The sequence below is a fragment of the Prescottella defluvii genome (assembly GCF_000738775.1).
Classification (GTDB): Bacteria; Actinomycetota; Actinomycetes; order Mycobacteriales; family Mycobacteriaceae; genus Prescottella; species Prescottella defluvii.
In genome coordinates, this window is sequence record NZ_JPOC01000029.1 from 79,468 (window position 1) to 96,256 (window position 16,789).

Sequence of the window (16,789 nt, forward strand, 5' to 3'; positions counted from 1 at the left end):
TGCCCCACCGGAGGTTTCTCATGTGTTGTTGTCGCACTTAGCTCAGTCATTCCGGCGCGCGGACGCCGCCGCGCCGTCTCATCACCTCCCGAAACCTGGAGTAGACGACTCATGACCGACATCACCGACGCCGCCACCGATCCGACGGCCGACTGGAGCTTCGAGACCAAGCAGGTCCATGCCGGCCAGTCGCCCGACGGCACCACCAATGCGCGCGCGTTGCCGATCTACCAGACCACCTCGTACACGTTCAACAACACCGATCACGCCGCCGCGCTGTTCGGGTTGGCCGAGCCGGGCAACATCTACACCCGCATCATGAACCCGACGCAGGACGCCGTCGAGCAGCGGATCGCCGCGCTCGAGGGTGGCGTCGCGGCGCTGCTGCTGTCGTCCGGCCAGGCCGCCGAGACGTTCGCGATCCTCAACCTCGCCGAGGCCGGGGATCACATCGTGTCGAGCCCGCGCCTGTACGGCGGCACGTACAACCTGTTCCACTACTCGCTGCGCAAGCTGGGCATCGAGGTCTCGTTCGTCGAGGATCCCGACGACATCGAGCAGTGGCGTGCCGCGATCCGCCCGAACACGAAGGCGTTCTACGGCGAGTCGATCTCCAACCCGCGCAACGACATCCTCGACATCCCGGGGATCTCGAAGGTCGCGCACGAGAACGGCATCCCGCTGATCGTCGACAACACGGTCGCGTCCCCGTACCTGATCCGTCCGTTCGAGCACGGCGCCGACATCGTCGTCCACTCGGCCACCAAGTACCTCGGCGGCCACGGCACCGCGGTCGCCGGTGTCATCGTCGACAGTGGCAAGTTCGACTGGACGCAGGGCCGCCACACCAACTTCACCACCGCCGACCCGAGCTACCACGGCGTCGTCTACGCCGATCTGGGCGCTCCGGCGTTCGCACTCAAGGCGCGGGTGCAGTTGCTGCGCGACCTGGGGTCGGCCATCTCGCCGTTCAACGCCTTCCTCATCGCGCAGGGCATCGAGACCTTGAGCCTGCGGATGGAGCGCCACGTCGCGAACGCGAAGGCCGTCGCCGAGTACCTCGAGGCCCGTCCGGAGGTCGCCTCGGTGGCGTACGCCGGGCTGCCGTCGTCGCCGTGGCACGAGCGTTCCAAGACGATCGCCCCGCGCGGCGCCGGCGCGATCGTCGCATTCGAACTGGCCGGCGGCGTCGACGCGGGCAAGAAGTTCGTCAATGCCCTGTCGCTGCACAGCCATGTCGCCAACATCGGTGACGTGCGCTCGCTGGTGATCCACCCGGCCTCCACCACGCACTCGCAGCTGAGCCCGGCGCAGCAGCTCGCGTCCGGCGTCACCCCCGGCCTGGTCCGTCTCGCTGTCGGCATCGAAGGCATCGACGACATCCTCGCCGACCTCGATGCCGGGTTCGCGGCGGCCGCGTCTTGACCGTCAGCTCCGTTCGCAACGCCCGTCCGGCCGGATTCCCTCCGCCGGACGGGCGGTTGGGCAATGTCCACATCGGCTCGATCGAACTCGAGAGCGGTGCGGTGCTGCCCGACGTCACGCTGACCGTCCAGCGGTGGGGGGAACTGGCCCCCAACCGCGACAACGTGATCCTGGTCGAGCACGCGCTGACCGGCGATTCGCACGTCACCGGGTCGGCGGACGACGAACACCCCTCCCCCGGCTGGTGGGACGGAATGATCGGCCCCGGTTCGCCGGTCGACACCGACGAGTGGTGTGTGATCGCCACCAACGTGCTCGGCGGCTGCCGCGGCACCACCGGTCCCGGTTCGCTCGCGGCCGACGGCGCGCCGTGGGGTTCACGGTTCCCCTCCATCTCCATCCGCGATCAGGTGACCGCGGAGGTCGCGCTCGCGGACCTGCTCGGCATCGAGCGCCTGGCATCCGTCGTCGGCGGGTCGATGGGTGGCATGCGCGCACTCGAATGGGTTGTCGGGTATCCCGACCGGGTCGATTCGGCGTTGGTCCTCGCGGTGGGCGCGCGGGCGACCGCCGACCAGATCGGTACCCAGACCACCCAGATCGCGGCCATCGAAGCGGACCCCGACTGGCAGGGCGGGAACTACCACGGCACCGGGCGTGTGCCGACGACCGGTCTGCGGCTGGCCCGCCGGATCGCACACCTGACGTACCGCACCGAAAGCGAACTGGATTCGCGTTTCGCGAACGACAGCCAGGGTGACGAGAACCCTTGGAACGGTGGACGTTACGCCGTTCAGAGCTATCTCGAACACCAGGCCGACAAGCTGGTCGCCCGGTTCGACCCGAGCACCTACGTGCTGCTGACCGAGGCCATGAACCGGCACGACATCGGGCGCGGACGCGGCGGTGTCGCCGCGGCACTCGCGTCGACGGATGTCCCGGTGATCGTCGGCGGCGTCGACTCGGATCGGCTGTACCCGCTGCGGTTGCAGCAGGAACTCGCCGACGGCCTGCCCGGCAGCGACCGCCTGCGGGTCCTCGAGTCGAAGGACGGCCACGACGGCTTCCTCACCGAGGCCGACGCGGTGGCCGAATTGCTGAAGGAGACGATGGAGTTGGCGCGCGCCGCGCGCTGATCCCACGTAGACGGGTACCGGTGATCCGCTCGGCGGGTCAGTCGGTACCGAGCGGATCGATCGAGACCGCCAGCGCGAGGATGGCGACGCCGACGACCGTCATGGCCGCGACGTCGAACCCCTTGCCCCGCACTTCGAGCAACCCCACCCGATCGGGTGAGAGAACTCCACGCAGGAATGCCGCGAGCAGCATGGCGCCCCCGAGGACGAAGGCGCCTCGCCGCCAGCGGTCGGCGAGGACCAACACCAATGCGGCCGCCACCACGAGGAGGACGGCCAGCATCGGTAGGTTCCGTCGCACGAACTGCGCCACCGGGCGAACCTAGTCGCGCAGACCGGCGAGCTTCTCGGCCCGCTCGACGACGTTGGCGAGCAGGAACGCGCGGGTGAGCGGTCCGACACCGCCGGGGTTCGGCGAGACGAAGCCGGCGACCTCGCGGACGTCGTCGGCGACGTCGCCCTTCAGTCCGTCGGCGGTGCGGCTGACACCCACGTCGAGGACCGCGGCACCCGGCTTGACCATGTCGGCGGTGATCAGCCCGGCGACACCGGCGGCGGCGACGACGATGTCGGCGCGGCGCACCTCGGCGGCCAGGTCCTTGGTGCCGGTGTGGCACAGCGTGACCGTCGCGTTCTCCGAACGGCGGGTCAGCAGCAGTCCGATGGGGCGGCCGATGGTGACGCCACGACCGACGACGGTGACGTGGGCGCCGTCGATCGGCACCTCGTAGCGGCGCAGCAGGTGCACGACGCCACGCGGGGTGCAGGGCAGCGTCGCCTCCTTGCCCAGGACCAGGCGACCCAGGTTCACCGGGTGCAGGCCGTCGGCGTCCTTGTCGGGGTCGATGCGCTCGAGGGCGGCGTTCTCGTCGAGGTGCTTGGGCAGCGGCAGCTGCACGATGTAGCCGGTGCACTCGGGGTTGGCGTTGAGCTCGTCGATGACGGCCTCGAGTTCGGCCTGGGTGATGTCGGCGGGCAGGTCGCGGCGGATCGAGGCGACACCGAGCTTGGCGCAGTCGTTGTGCTTGCCGCGCACGTAGGACGCGGATCCGGGGTCGTCACCGACGAGGATCGTGCCGAGTCCGGGCGTGATGCCCTTCTCCTTCAAGGCCGCCACCCTGGCCTCGAGGTCGATGAAAATCTCGTCGCGGGTCGCTTTGCCGTCCAGGATCGTTGCAGTCACGGCGACCATTGTTCCAGGCTAGGGTGACCGCGTGACATCCGCTCCGGATCTTCGCGGTCCGCGTGTCCTGCTGACGCCCGTCCGGCCCGTCCATCGCGACCGGTTGCGTGAGATCCACAACTCCCCCGCGGTGCGCCGGTGGTGGCAGGTTCCCGCCGACGATTGGCCCTCGCCCGAGCCCGGCACCGTCGGATACGCCGTGCTGCTCGACGACCGCGTCGTGGGGTTCGTGCAGTGGTACGAGGAGGCGGACCCCGAGTTCCGGCACGCCGGTGTGGACCTGTTCCTCGATGCGGCCGTGCACGGCCGCGGGCTGGGCACCGAGGTGGTGCGGGTGCTGTGCACGCATCTGGTGGACGACCACGGCTTCCATCGGATCGTCATCGACCCCGAGGCCGCGAACACGGTGGCGGTCGCGTGCTACCGCAAGGTGGGGTTCCGGGACGTCGGTGTCATGCGCGAGTACAGCAAGGGCGCGGACGGCGTGTGGCGCGACGGACTGCTGATGGATCTGCTGGCCCGCGAACTCGTGCGCTGACCCCCGTCCTCACCACGGTTCGACGACGAGTCCGTGCGCCGCCGCGTAGGCGACCGCCTGCGTCAACTCCACCTGGGTCTTGTCGAGCTTCGCGGCCGTCCACAGTCCGGCGTCGACGTGCGCCCCGCGCAGGTCCGCGCCCTCGAGGCGGGTGCCTTCGACGCGGGCACCCAGCAGATCCACCGACCGCAGGATCGCGCCGCGCAGGTCCGCCTGCACCAGGTTGGCTTCACGGAACCGGGAATCGGCGAAGTCCAGCCCACGCAGGTCGGCGCCGCCCATCGACACCAGCGTGAAGTCCACCTCGTCGATCTGCAGAGGTCGCAACTGACAGTCGACGAACACCGACCCGAGCAGGCTGCAGCTACGGAAGCTGCTGTGCCACAAAGTGGTCCGCGCAAACATGCACGACCGGAACGCGCTGCCGTGGTGATGCGAGTCGGTGAGATCGGCCCCGGTGAAATCGCACTCGGTGAAAACCGCGAACTCGGTCCGCAACTCGGACAGGTCGGCGTCCCGGAACGAGCACGCGGTGTAGCGGTGCCGGCTCCAGTTCTCGCGCGACATACGGGCGTCGGAGAAGTCCTCCCCCACGATCTCCACGAGTTCACCTGTCATACGTCCATGCTGCCCCCGGGCACCGACATTTACGACCGTCGCACCCAGCGGGCGGTGACGGTCGCCGCCGCGCCCGCGTGCCGGCGCACCCTCGGCGCCTGGCAAGCTGAACGCCGTGTTTCGAGTGATGTTCCACGAGCCCCGGATCCCGCCCAATACCGGCAACGCGATCCGCATGGTCGCCGGTACCGGCTGCGAACTGCATCTCGTCGGCCCGCTCGGGTTCGACCTGTCCGAGCCGAAGCTGAAGCGGGCGGGTCTGGACTACCACGACCTCGCCTCGGTCACGGTGCACGAGAATCTCGAGGCCGCGTGGGCGGCGCTGAATCCCGACCGCGTGTTCGCGTTCACCGCGCACGCGTCGACGTCGTACGCCGACATCGAGTACCGGGCCGGCGACGTCCTGCTGTTCGGCCCCGAGCCGACGGGGCTGTCGGAGGAGGTCCTCGCCGACCCGCACGTGACCGCGCACGTGCGGATCCCGATGGTGCCGGGCCGGCGGTCGCTGAACCTGTCGAATGCGGCGGCGGTCGTCACGTACGAGGCGTGGCGCCAGCACGGCTTCGAGGGAGGCGTCTAGCTTCGGCGGCGTCTAGCCTCCGGCGCGCGCGATGTCGAGGAAGTCGCGGGCGGCGCCGCGCAGTCCGCGGGATTCGTCCCACACCGCGAGCAGCCGTCGCGGCATCCGCAGGCCTTCGACCTCGACGGCGGAGAGTCGTCCGTCCCCCAGGTCTGCCTCGACCGCGAGGGACGACACGACGGCGGGTGCGTTGCCGGCGACGACTGCCGCTTTGACGGCGGTGCACGAGGTCAGTTCCAGCAGTGGTTCGACGCATCCGGGCACGGCGTGTTCGAGTGTCGTTCGGGTGCCGGAGCCCGATTCGCGCTGGATCAGTGCGGTGGATGCGAGTTCGCTCGCGGCGATCGGCGAGCGGGAGATCCAGTGGTGGCCGGGTGGGACGATCACGACGAGCTCGTCACGTGCCACCTCGAGTGATCGCAGTCCGTCCGGGATCGCGGGGCCTTCGACGAATCCGAGGTCGGCGTCGCCCGCTCGGACCTGCGCGGCGACGTCGGTGGAGTTGAGCAGGCGCACCGAGGTGACGACGTTCGGGTGTTTGCGTCGCATCGTGACCGTCCACGCCGGTACGAGGTATTCGGCGATGGTCATGCTGGCGGCGACGGTGAGGTTGGCGTCCATCTCGCCGCGCAGGGCGACGACGCCGGACGCGAGTTCCTCGGCGGAGTCGAGGATCGCGGACGCCCATTCCAGGATCAGTGCGCCCTCTGCGGTGGGTTGGACGCCGCCGGAGCCGCGGTCGAACACGCGGATCCCGAGCTGACGTTCCGCGGAGCGCACCCGTGCGCTGACGGCCTGCTGACTGAGCCCGTGTTCGCGTCCGGCCGCCCCCATGCTCCCGAGCCGACCCACCGCGACCAGCACGTCCAGCGCGGCGAGTTCGGGAACGCGGTTCGAGAGCGGCATACCCCCAAGGCTAGCCCCACAAGTTGCGTTTGTACCCCGTCCACCCCGAGGCTGCTACCGGGGACAACGATGAAACGGAAGAGTTGATGTCATGCTCACAGCTTCACGTCTGGCCCATCTGACGCCCAACTGGTTCGCCGTGGTGATGGGGACCGGCATCATCGCCGTCGCCACCGCCGCACTGCCGGTGAATCTTCCCGGCCGGCAGGCGATCGCGCTGGCCTTCTGGCTGCTGGCGACGGCCCTGCTCGTGGTGATCGCGACCGCGTTCGTCGTCCACTGGGTCCGGCACACCGAGCATGCCCGCGACTACGCCCGCAGCGTGACGATGTTCCCGTTCTACGGGGCGCTGCCGATGGCGGTGCTCACCGTCGGTGCGGGCACCGCCGCGGTCGGCTCGACCGTGCTCGACCCGAACATTGCGTTCGCGGTCGCGGGGGTGCTGTGGACGCTGGGCACCGGCGCCGGACTCGCGACCTTCACGGTGATGGCGCGGCGGCTGCAGACGGTCGCCGACCGCGGCAACCCGAGCCCGGCCTGGCTGATGCCGGTGGTGCCGCCGATGGTGTCGGCCGCGACCGGTGCGGCACTGGTGGAACACGTTCCCGCGGGATGGCCCCGGGTCACGATGCTCGGCGGTTGCTACACGCTCTTCACGCTCGCGCTGGTCTTCGGGCTGTGCATCCTCACCATGGTCGGCCGCGAGATCGCCGAGCGCGGACTGCCGCCGCTGCAGGCCCTGCCCACGATGTGGATTCCGCTCGGCATCATGGGCCAGTCGATCGCGGCCGCGAATCTGCTCGGCACCGCGGCCGAGCACGCCGTCGGCCACGACGTCGCCGCCGCCCTGCACGTCGCCGGCCTGGGCTACGGACTCGTCATGGGCACGTTCATGATCGTCGCGTTCACCGCGGTCGGGGTGGTCACGGCCCGGGCCTTCCGGCGGGGCCTGACGTTCACCATGAGCTGGTGGAGCTTCACCTTCCCGGTGGGCGCGTGCGCCGTCGGGATGGGGGCATTCGGTGTCGCGGGCGACTTCGAGATCCCGCGACTGCTGTCAGCCGGACTGCTGGGCGCCCTGGTCCTCGCCTGGTGCGTGGTCGCAATTCACACCGCACACCGGGTTCGGACCAGGGCGCTTCCGGCTCCGGCCTGAGCCGGGCCGAACAGTCGGTCAGGCCAGGGCGCCGATCGCGGCCTGCAGCCGGGTCGTGGCCTCGGCGGCGACCGCCTCGAGTTCCGGTTCTTTGGTCACCTCGACCATGATCGCCGGATTCATCGCCTCGACGATCACGCCGTCACCGTCGCCGCGGACGACGACGTTGCACGGCAGCAGCAGCCCGATCTGGCGATCCACGCCGACCGCCCGGTGGGCGAGTTGCGGATTGCACGCGCCGAGAATGACGTACGGCTCCATCTCGGCGCCGATCTTCGTCTTCAGCGTGGCCTGCATGTCGATCTCGGTGAGGACACCGAAACCCTGCTCGGCCAACGCGGCCCGGGTCTTGGCGATCGCGTCGTCGAACTCGGTGTTCAAACGGGTCGAGATTCCCAGATCCATCACGAACTCCTCACGGTTGTCGGTTCGGTTCCCGGCCTCGGGCCGGATGTCACGCCAGGGCCAGGAACAGCTTCTCCAGCTCGGCTTCGGTCAGCGGCTCGGACGCCGTGCCGTCGCCGGTCATGCACTCACGCAGACCGGTGGCGACGATCTTGAATCCGGCCCGGTCCAGGGCCCGGGACACCGCCGCCAACTGCGTGACGATGTCCTTGCACTCGCGGCCGCTCTCGATCATCGAGATGACGCCCGCCAGCTGCCCCTGCGCGCGGCGCAGTCGGTTGAGCACCAGGGCGATGCTCTCTTCGTCTCCGGTCATGGGACCTCCTCGTTCTTCGTCCAGATTACCCACAGGGGTATCCCGGCCGGATCCGGCTGTGACCACGGTCATCAGTCGGATCCGGCACGTGGATCACCCGTGCGAGAACGTGATGTTCGGCAGCGCCTTGCGCAGCCAGCGCGGGGACCACCAGGCGGCGTTGCCGGTCAGGCGCAGCAGCACCGGCAGCAGCACCAGTCGGATCAGCACCGCGTCGAGCAGCACCGCGACACCGAGCAGGATGCCCATTTCCTTCGGCGGCAACGGTTCGGCCAGCGCGAAGCTGAAGAACACGCCCACCATGACGGCGGCCGCCGCGAAGATCACCCTGCCGGAGTGCGCCATGCCACCGATCTGGGCCTTGCGGGCGTCACCGGTCTTCTCGTACTGCTCCTTGACCGTCGACAGCAGGAACACCGTGTAGTCCATCGCGATCGCGAAGATCATCGCGAAGAAGAACACCGGACCCCAGCCGTCGAGGAAGCCCTGCGGAGTGAAGCCGAGCAGCCCGGACAGGTGACCGTCCTGGAAGATCAGCTTCGCGACACCGAACGCGGCGGCGGTCGACAGCAGGCTCACCACGGTGCCGATCAGCGAGACCAGCGGTGCCTGCAGCGCCACCAGCAGCAGCAGGAAGCCGAGCACCAGGATCACGCCGATGACGATCGGCAGGTAGTCGTTCAGGGCCTGCTGCAGGTCCAGGTTCTCCGCCGGCGCACCGCCGACCAGCGCACTGTCCGGCAGTTCGGCCCGCAGGGCGTCCAGCGTGCCACCGAGCACCGGGTCCGACGGGTCGACCGTCGGCAGCGCCTGCATCATCACCAGTCCGGAACCGTCCGGCGCCGGCATTGCGGGCGTCACTGCGGCGACCCCCTCGACGGCTGCAGCAGCCTCGGCCGCCGCAGGCGCGTCGGCCTCGGGGACCACGATCTGCAGCGCACCCGGTGCGCCGATGCCCATCTGTTCCTGCACCAGTTCGTAGCCCTGGCGGACGGGGGCGTCCTCCGGGACCACCTGGATGGACGGCATCGCGACCTTGAGCCCGAACACCGGGATCGCGAGCCCGACCAGGATCACGACGGCACCGACCGCGAACGGCCACGGGTGCCGGTCCAGCAGCTTGCCCCACTTGGTGAACAACGGGGAGCCGCCGGTCTGCTCCTGCTGCTTCTTGGCGTACGGCAGCGAGCCGGCGTTGACCTTGCGGCCCAGCTTGGCGAGGACCGCAGGCAGCAGCGTCAGTGTCGCCGCGAGGACGAACACGACCGCGAGCATGATGCCGACCGCCATCGTCCGGACCGCGGGCGCGGGGACCAGCAGCACGGCGGACAGGCTCACCAGCACCGTCAGCCCGGACAGCAGCACGGCCTTGCCGGCGGTGTCCATCGTCTCGGCGACCGCGAGTCGCGCATCAGCCTTCGCACGCAACGCCTCCCGGAAGCGGACGACGAGGAACAGCGCGTAGTCGATGCCGAGCGCGAGCGCGAACATCATCGCGAAGTTCATGGCCCACACCGAGATCGGCGTGATCTCGTTGAGGAGCACCAGCGCACCGGCGGAGGCGACCAGACCGGCCATCGTCAGCAGCAGCGGCAGACCGGCCGCGACCAACGAGCCGAACGCGAGCACCATGATGCCGAGCGTGACGGGCCACGACACCATCTCGGCCTTGATCATCGCCTCGTGGTTGGCCTTGTTGAAGTCGCTCCACAGCGCCGACGCGCCGGTCGGGTAGACCTCGATGCCGTCGCCGGACAGCGCCGTCAGGGCGGCGCCGAGGTCGTCGACTGCGCGCACCATGTCGTCGGTGTTCGCGTTCGCGCCGGCAACAAGGATGCCGGTGTGCCCGTCGGGGCTGATGGTCATGCCGGGCTGCGGCGGGATCACCTCGCCGATGCGGCCGTCCGCGGTCAGGATCGACGTGGCCTCGCCCAGCACCTGCTGCATCGCGGGATCCTCGAGCGGCTTGTCGTCGGAGTGGACGACGACCTGGATCGCGGACGACGCGTTGCCGCCGAAGTGTTCCTGCGCGAGTTCGCGCACCTTGACGGACTCGGAACCGTTGGCCTGCCAGCCGGCACCGGCCAGCGAGCTGAACACCGACGGTGCGGCGGCGCCGAGAGCGACGACGAGCACGAGCCAGGCGGTGATCACCCATTTGAAGTTGTCGGCCATCGCAGCGCCGAGTCGGGCCAGAGGCCCGCCGACGGACGCGGTGGATGGCGGCGGGGAATCCTGCCGCTGTCCGGTGGTGGTCATGGGAGATGCCTTTCGGGGTTGTGGGTGTCTGGTTCCGGTGGTTCCGGTGGTTCCGGTCCCGCGTTTTGCGCACTTGTCGCGGTTTCACGCGTGGGATTCGCGCGACAAGTGCGCAAAACGCGAGGGGGAGAAATACGGGTGGGGGTATATGCGAGGGAAAAAGAGAACCCGGTCGGGAACCTCTCGGCCCCGACCGGGCTCGGGGGAGCTAGTTGCCGGACTCCACGACACGGCCGGACTGCAGCCAGGCCATGGTGCCGCCGGCGACGTTGACGGCGTCGACGCCGCGGGCCACCAGGTACTCGGCGGCCTGCGCGCTACGGCCACCGGCCGCGCAGATCAGGTACACGGCGCCCTCGGCCGGAACCTCGTCGACGCGTGAGACGAACTCGCTCAGCGGGATCGAGACCGCCCCGGGCACCCGGGCCTCGGCGAACTCGTCCGACTCACGGACGTCGACGAGCGGGGCGCCGGTGGCGAGCACCGCTTCGAGTTCGGTCACGTCAATTTCGCGCATGGGGTTCCTTCCGGAGGTTCTGTGATTCAGGAGATGCCGACAGCCGCGTTCACACGCCGCCCCGCATCCCACGTCTTGTAGCCGCCGTCGAGGTTGGCCGCGGGGCGGCCCAGCTGTCCGAGCAGGCGTGCCGCGGTGTGGCCGCGCTGGCCCACCTGGCAGTGCACGATCAGGTCACCGGCGGGCAGTTCGCCGACCCGGTCCCTGAGCTCGTCGAGCGGGACGTTGACGGCGCCGGGGATGGCGCCGGCCGCGAACTCGTCGGCGGTGCGGACGTCGACGAGCGACGCGCCACCGGCGACCAGGGTATCGAGTTCGTGCCACTGGACGGTACGGGTGGAGTCGGTGCGCAGGTTGTCGGCGATGTAGCCGAGCATGTTCACCGGGTCCTTGGCCGAACCGAACTGTGGTGCGTAGGCCAGTTCCAGATCGGCCAGGTCCGACGCGGTCAGCCCACCGGCCATCGCGGTGGCGATGATGTCGATGCGCTTGTCCACGCCCTCGCCGCCCACGGCCTGGGCGCCGAGGATGGCGTCGGTCTCGGGATCGACGAGCAGCTTGATCGCCATCTGCTGCGCACCCGGGTAGTACCCGGCGTGCGACTGCGGATGGGTGTGAATCGCCTGGTAGGGACGACCCGCCGCGCGCAACCGCTTCTCGTTCCAGCCGGTCGCGGTGACGATCAGCCCGAACACGCCGACGACTGCGGTGCCGGTGGACGACTTGGCGCGCACCGGGCGTCCGGCGATGACGTCGGCGACCAGCCGACCCTGCCGGTTGGCCGGGTTGGCGAGCGGAATCATCGCGACGCCGCCGCCGACCGCGTCCCGCTTCTCGACGGCGTCACCGACCGCGAAGATGTGCGGGACGGAGGTGCGCATCTGGTCGTCGACGACGACGCCACCCCGCTCCCCCAGATCGGCACCGACCATCTTCGCCAGCGCGTTTTCGGGCCGGACGCCGATCGCCATGATGACGACGTCGGCCGGGACGGTGCGCCCGTCCGCCAGTTCGGCGGTGGCCCTGCCGATCGAGGTCAGCTGGGTGCCGAGCTCGAGCCGCACGCCGTTCTCGCGCATGCGGTCGGCGACCGGGGCCGCCATCTCGGGGTCGAGCGGGGCGAGGACCTGGTCGGCCAGTTCGACGACGGTGACGTCGAGATTGCGGTGACGCAGGTTCTCGGCCAGTTCGACGCCGATGAAGCCGGCGCCGACGATGACGGCGCTGCGGGCAGACGACATCTGCGACACGAGCCGGTCGACGTCCTCGACGTCACGCAGGATCAGGGCACGCTCGACGCCGGGCAGCGGCGGCACGATGGGGCTCGCGCCGGTGCTCAGGACCAGTTCGTCGTAGCTTTCGACGTAGGTGTCGCCGGACTCGAGGTTGCGCACGGTCACGGTGCGGGCGTCGGCGTCGATCGCGGCGACCTCGCTGCGGACGCGGACGTCGAGCCGGAACCGGGCGCCGAGGCTCTCCGGCGTCTGCAGCAGCAGTTCGTCGCGGTCCTCGATGACACCACCGGCGTAGTAGGGCAGACCGCAGTTCGCGAACGAGACGTGCGCGCCGCGCTCGAACACGATGATCTCCGCGGACTCGTCCAGACGACGCATGCGGGTGGCCGCGGACATTCCTCCGGCGACGCCTCCGACGATGACAACCTTCACGATCTACCTCCTCGATGTTGCGGTCGACTATACCCCAGGGGGTATCCAGGACGACGGCCTCAGCTGTGAGTCTGCTCACCGGAAATCCCGCGACCTACTCGACATCCGCAGGTCCATGAGCTGGAGATGATCCGCGACCACGGTCACCGCACCCTCCGCGTTCTGCACCCGCCCACGCACCAGCAGCGCCGGGGCGCCGGTCGCGAGCCTGCGGTACCTCGCCCACAGTCCAACCGAGCACACGACGTTGACCATTCCGGTCTCGTCCTCGAGGTTGACGAAGGTCACCCCGGCCGCGGTCGCGGGTCGCTGCCGGTGCGTCACCGCTCCCCCGACCAGCACCCGGTCCCCGTCCGGCACGTCCAGCAGTCGCGACGCCGGGAGCACCCCCAGTGCGTCGAGTTGCGGACGCAGGAACTCGGTCGGGTAGCTGTCCGGGGAGACCCCGGTGGCCCAGACGTCGGCGGCGGCGAGTTCGAGGTCGCTCATGCCGGGCAGCGCGGGTGCCCGGGTGGACGCCCCGGTCCCCGGCAGTCGGTCCGGGCGCTCCCCCGCCGCGGCGCCGGCCGCCCACAACGCCTCCCGCCGGGACAGGCCGAAGCAGCCGAGGGCACCGGCGGTCGCGAGGGACTCGACCTGCGCGGTGGTCAGTTCGATCCGACCGGTCAGGTCCAGGATCGAGAGGTACGGCCCGTCCTCCTCCCGGGCCGCGACGATGCGTTCCGCGAGCGGGGTGCCGATGCCGCGTACCTCCCCCAACCCCAACCGGACCTCGGTGCCGCCCGCCTCGAGGGTGGCGTGCGCGAGGCTCGCGTTGACGTCGGCCCCGTGCACCCGCACCCCGTGCCGGCGGGCGTCGGCGACGAGGGACTGCGGCGAGTAGAACCCCATCGGCTGCGCTCGCAGCAGTCCCGCGCAGAAGGCCGCCGGATGGTGCAGCTTGAACCACGACGAGTAGAAGACCAGCGACGCGAAACTCTGCGAATGGCTTTCGGGGAAACCGAAATTCGCGAACGCGTACAGCTTCTCGTAGATCCGGTCGGCCACGTCGCCGGTGATGCCGTGCAGCTCCCGCATGCCGTCGTAGAGCCGTCCACGCAGGCGTTCCATCTTCTCCGGCGAGCGTTTGGAGCCCATCGCGCGCCGCAACTGGTCGGCCTCGGCGGCACTGAATCCGGCCACGTCGACGGCCATCTGCATCAGTTGCTCCTGGAACAGCGGCACCCCCAGCGTGCGCTTCAACGCCTTCTCCAGGCAGGGGTGGTCGTAGACGACGGGTTCGCGGCCATTGCGGCGCCGGATGTAGGGGTGCACCGAGCCGCCCTGGATCGGTCCGGGCCGGATGAGCGCCACCTCGACGACGAGGTCGTAGAAGTTGCGGGGCTTCAGCCGCGGCAGCGTCGCCATCTGGGCGCGCGACTCCACCTGGAACACCCCCACCGAGTCGGCCCGCTGCAGCATCTCGTAGACCGCCTGCTCGGACAGGTCCAGTTGCGCCAGGTCCACCTCGAGTCCCTCGTGTTCGGCGACCAGGTCGATCATGTAGTGCAGCGCCGACAGCATGCCGAGGCCCAGTAGGTCGAACTTCACCAATCCCACTGCGGCGCAGTCATCCTTGTCCCACTGCAGGACGCTGCGGTTCTCCATGCGCGCCCACTCGACCGGGCACACGTCGGCGATGGGACGGTCGCAGATCACCATGCCGCCGGAGTGGATGCCGAGGTGCCGGGGGAAGCCCTCGATCTGCGCGGCCAACTCCAGCACGGCAGGCGGGATGTCGGTCCCCGTTTCGTCGCCGACACCGCTCCACCGGCTGACCTGCTTACTCCACGCGTCCTGCTGCCCCTGCGAGAACCCGAGCGCCCGCGCCATGTCCCGCACCGACGACTTGCCGCGGTAGGTGATGACGTTGGCGACCTGCGCGGCGTACTCGCGGCCGTACTTGGCATAGACGTGCTGGATGGCCTCCTCGCGGCGGTCGGATTCGATGTCGACGTCGATGTCGGGCGGGCCGTCGCGTTCGGGTGAGAGGAACCGCTCGAACAGCAACTGGTTGCGGACCGGATCGACGTTGGTGATGCCGATCGCGTAGCAGACCGCCGAGTTGGCGGCCGATCCCCTTCCCTGACAGAGGATGTCGTTGTCCTTGCAGAACGAGACGATGTCGTGGACCACCAGGAAGTAGCCCGGGAAGGTGAGGCGTTCGATGATCGCGAGTTCGTGTTCGATCTGCGCGTACGCGGCCGGGTTCTGTGGCGGTGGCCCGTAGCGCCGGCGTGCGCCCCGCATGGTCAGTTCGCGCAGCCAGCTCGCCTCGGTGTGCCCGTCCGGCACGTCGAACGGCGGCAGTTTCGGTGCGATGAGCCGCAGGTCGAACGCGCACTCGAGCCCCAGTTCGGCGGCCCCCGCAACAGCCTGCGGACAGTGCGCGAACAGGCGTGCCATCTCGGCCCCGGACCGCAGGTGCGCCCCGCCGGTGGGCGCGAGCCAGCCCGCGGCCTCGTCCAGGCTCTGCCGCGCCCGCACCGCGGCCATCGCCATCGCGAGCCGGCGCCGGGACGGGCCCGCGAAGTGCGCGGCCGTGGAGGCGATCACGGGGAGCGACCGGCGCGCCGCGATGTCCGCGAGTTGCGCGTTGACCTCGTCGTCCTCGGGCAGACCGCGATGGGTCAGTTCGACGGTGACCCGGTCGACGCCGAACCGGTCGACGAGGTCGGCCAGCGCTGCCTCGGCCGCATCGGGGCCACCCGCCGCGAGAGCACTGCGCACGTGCCCCTTGCGGCAACCGGTGAGGATCTGCCAATGCCCACCGGCCGCCTCGGTGAGCGCGTCGTAGTCGTAGCGGAGTTTGCCCTTCTCCCCGCCGGCGAGGTGCGCGGCCGCGATCTGCCGGGACAGCCGCCGATACCCCTCCTGACCGCGGGCCAGCACCAGCAGGTGCGTGCCGTCGGGATCGGGGGTGCCGGTGCGCGGAGCGGCGTCGAGGGACAACTCGGCCCCGAACACCGTCCGCATGCCCAGTTCCTTGGCGGCCTCGGCGAACCGCACCACGCCGTACATTCCGTCGTGGTCGGTCAGCGCGATCGCATCGAGGCCGAGGCGCACCGCCTCCTCCACGAGTTCCTCGGGCGAACTGGCGCCGTCGAGGAAACTGAACGCGGAATGAGTGTGCAGTTCCGCATACGGGACGGTGGCGCCGACCGGCCGCGACGTCTCACCGCGATACTCGCCGCGTTTACGCGACCACGCCGGACTGTCGCCGCCGTCGCCGGGGAACTGCGCCTCGCGACGCGGACGCCCCGACAGCACCCGCTCCATCTCCGCCCACGTCGGCGGACCATTGCCCCAACCCATCCAGCTGCCACCTTCCCGCAGAACCCGGATCGGAGCATGGGCCTGCGTGCACGGGAAGACGCGGAGGGGAAGACGCATCTTTCGAACTCATGTTCGATGATGCCACGACTCGTCGGCGGGATCAACGCCCCGCGATCCACCGCTCCCACTGCGGGCGCACCAGGTCGGCCAGGGCTCGGTACCCCTCCTTGTCGGGGTGGGCGCCGTCGCAGTCGTGGACCTGCCGCGTCCAGACCGCGTCATCCGACAACTCCGCGAACACCCCGACGTACGGCACCCCGGCACCGAGGCACACGTCGGCGAAGGCCCGGTCCAACCGTGCGGTCCGCTCGTTCTGCCCGACGTCCGCGATCGGCGGCGGTCCGACGACCAGCGTCCGCCACCCGACGCTGCCGCATTCCTTCAGTACCGCGGCCAGATTCTCCGCCGATCGATCCGGGCCGACCCGGACCGATCCGTGCTCGACGGTGGTGTCGTTGACGCCGAACGAGAACACCACGCGCCCGTCGCACCCGGACGGCAGCCGGGGCGTGCACTCTCCCAGCCAGCGGTCGCGGATCTCACTCGACGTCTGCCGGCGCACCCCGAGGTTGTAAGTCGTCAGCGCCACCTCCCGCGCCGTTCCCGCCGCGAGTCGGCCCGCCCATCCGAGGCACTCGGAGTCACCGACCCCCGCGACGAAGGAGTCGCCGACGAAACACACCCGCACATCATCCACGGTCATGATGA

General features: G+C 69.8%; 16 protein-coding genes. 5 read left to right on the forward strand and 11 right to left on the reverse strand.

All coding sequences use genetic code 11. The features are described from left to right. The first annotated feature begins 111 nt into the window (after positions 1 to 111). Positions 112 to 1,425, forward strand: a complete 1,314-nt coding sequence (locus tag IJ15_RS0112250) for a bifunctional o-acetylhomoserine/o-acetylserine sulfhydrylase (RefSeq protein WP_051918805.1) — start codon at positions 112 to 114, stop codon at positions 1,423 to 1,425. After that, on the forward strand, positions 1,422 to 2,561 hold the full coding sequence (gene metX, locus IJ15_RS0112255) for a homoserine O-acetyltransferase MetX (protein ID WP_031938629.1): 1,140 nt from the start codon (positions 1,422 to 1,424) through the stop codon (positions 2,559 to 2,561). Before IJ15_RS0112250 ends, metX begins: the two co-directional genes overlap by 4 nt. 37 nt (positions 2,562 to 2,598) lie before the next feature. On the opposite strand, the gene IJ15_RS0112260 is transcribed toward metX, so the two are convergent. Both IJ15_RS0112260 and IJ15_RS0112265 read right to left on the reverse strand, forming a co-directional pair. Next, the gene (locus IJ15_RS0112260) at positions 2,599 to 2,844 is read right to left on the reverse strand and encodes a DUF3017 domain-containing protein (RefSeq protein ID WP_051918818.1); all 246 of its coding nucleotides are present in this window, start codon (positions 2,842 to 2,844) and stop codon (positions 2,599 to 2,601) included. 39 nt (positions 2,845 to 2,883) lie between these two features. Next, on the reverse strand, positions 2,884 to 3,744 hold the full coding sequence (locus IJ15_RS0112265; RefSeq protein WP_197059809.1) for a bifunctional methylenetetrahydrofolate dehydrogenase/methenyltetrahydrofolate cyclohydrolase: 861 nt from the start codon (positions 3,742 to 3,744) through the stop codon (positions 2,884 to 2,886). A gap of 31 nt (positions 3,745 to 3,775) precedes the next feature. On the opposite strand from IJ15_RS0112265, the gene IJ15_RS0112270 reads away from it, so the two are divergent. Then, on the forward strand, positions 3,776 to 4,282 hold the full coding sequence (locus IJ15_RS0112270) for a GNAT family N-acetyltransferase (protein WP_031938632.1): 507 nt from the start codon (positions 3,776 to 3,778) through the stop codon (positions 4,280 to 4,282). Between the two features lie 9 nt (positions 4,283 to 4,291). Here the strand turns inward: IJ15_RS0112270 and IJ15_RS0112275 are convergent, their stop codons facing one another. Then, positions 4,292 to 4,900, reverse strand: coding sequence for a pentapeptide repeat-containing protein (locus tag IJ15_RS0112275; protein ID WP_031938633.1), 609 nt, complete (start codon positions 4,898 to 4,900; stop codon positions 4,292 to 4,294). 115 nt (positions 4,901 to 5,015) lie between these two features. Between IJ15_RS0112275 and IJ15_RS0112280 the strand changes: the two genes are divergently transcribed. Continuing rightward, positions 5,016 to 5,480: a tRNA (cytidine(34)-2'-O)-methyltransferase gene (locus IJ15_RS0112280; protein ID WP_031938634.1), complete on the forward strand. Its 465-nt coding sequence runs from the start codon at positions 5,016 to 5,018 to the stop codon at positions 5,478 to 5,480. Between the two features lie 12 nt (positions 5,481 to 5,492). Here the strand turns inward: IJ15_RS0112280 and IJ15_RS0112285 are convergent, their stop codons facing one another. Continuing rightward, positions 5,493 to 6,386, reverse strand: a complete 894-nt coding sequence (locus tag IJ15_RS0112285) for a LysR family transcriptional regulator (protein ID WP_031938635.1) — start codon at positions 6,384 to 6,386, stop codon at positions 5,493 to 5,495. 91 nt (positions 6,387 to 6,477) lie between these two features. Between IJ15_RS0112285 and IJ15_RS0112290 the strand changes: the two genes are divergently transcribed. Next, on the forward strand, positions 6,478 to 7,542 hold the full coding sequence (locus IJ15_RS0112290) for a TDT family transporter (protein ID WP_031938636.1): 1,065 nt from the start codon (positions 6,478 to 6,480) through the stop codon (positions 7,540 to 7,542). A gap of 18 nt (positions 7,543 to 7,560) precedes the next feature. On the opposite strand, the gene IJ15_RS0112295 is transcribed toward IJ15_RS0112290, so the two are convergent. The 7 genes from IJ15_RS0112295 to IJ15_RS0112325 form a co-directional block, all read right to left on the reverse strand. Continuing rightward, a complete protein-coding gene (locus IJ15_RS0112295; RefSeq protein ID WP_031938637.1) occupies positions 7,561 to 7,947 on the reverse strand; it encodes a DUF302 domain-containing protein in 387 nt (128 codons plus the stop codon). A 49-nt stretch (positions 7,948 to 7,996) separates the two neighbouring features. Beyond that, positions 7,997 to 8,263: a metal-sensitive transcriptional regulator gene (locus tag IJ15_RS0112300; RefSeq protein ID WP_031938638.1), complete on the reverse strand. Its 267-nt coding sequence runs from the start codon at positions 8,261 to 8,263 to the stop codon at positions 7,997 to 7,999. A 93-nt stretch (positions 8,264 to 8,356) separates the two neighbouring features. Continuing rightward, positions 8,357 to 10,522 carry an MMPL family transporter gene (locus tag IJ15_RS0112305; RefSeq protein ID WP_031938639.1) on the reverse strand — a complete coding sequence of 722 codons (2,166 nt, stop codon included), beginning with the start codon at positions 10,520 to 10,522 and terminating at the stop codon, positions 8,357 to 8,359. Between the two features lie 208 nt (positions 10,523 to 10,730). Continuing rightward, positions 10,731 to 11,039: a rhodanese-like domain-containing protein gene (locus IJ15_RS0112310; RefSeq protein ID WP_031938640.1), complete on the reverse strand. Its 309-nt coding sequence runs from the start codon at positions 11,037 to 11,039 to the stop codon at positions 10,731 to 10,733. 26 nt (positions 11,040 to 11,065) lie between these two features. Further along, a complete protein-coding gene (locus IJ15_RS0112315; RefSeq protein WP_197059813.1) occupies positions 11,066 to 12,709 on the reverse strand; it encodes an FAD-dependent oxidoreductase in 1,644 nt (547 codons plus the stop codon). Between the two features lie 72 nt (positions 12,710 to 12,781). After that, on the reverse strand, positions 12,782 to 16,060 hold the full coding sequence (locus tag IJ15_RS0112320; RefSeq protein ID WP_031938642.1) for an error-prone DNA polymerase: 3,279 nt from the start codon (positions 16,058 to 16,060) through the stop codon (positions 12,782 to 12,784). A gap of 121 nt (positions 16,061 to 16,181) precedes the next feature. After that, positions 16,182 to 16,784, reverse strand: coding sequence for a GDSL-type esterase/lipase family protein (locus IJ15_RS0112325; protein ID WP_031938643.1), 603 nt, complete (start codon positions 16,782 to 16,784; stop codon positions 16,182 to 16,184). Positions 16,785 to 16,789 lie beyond the last annotated feature (5 nt).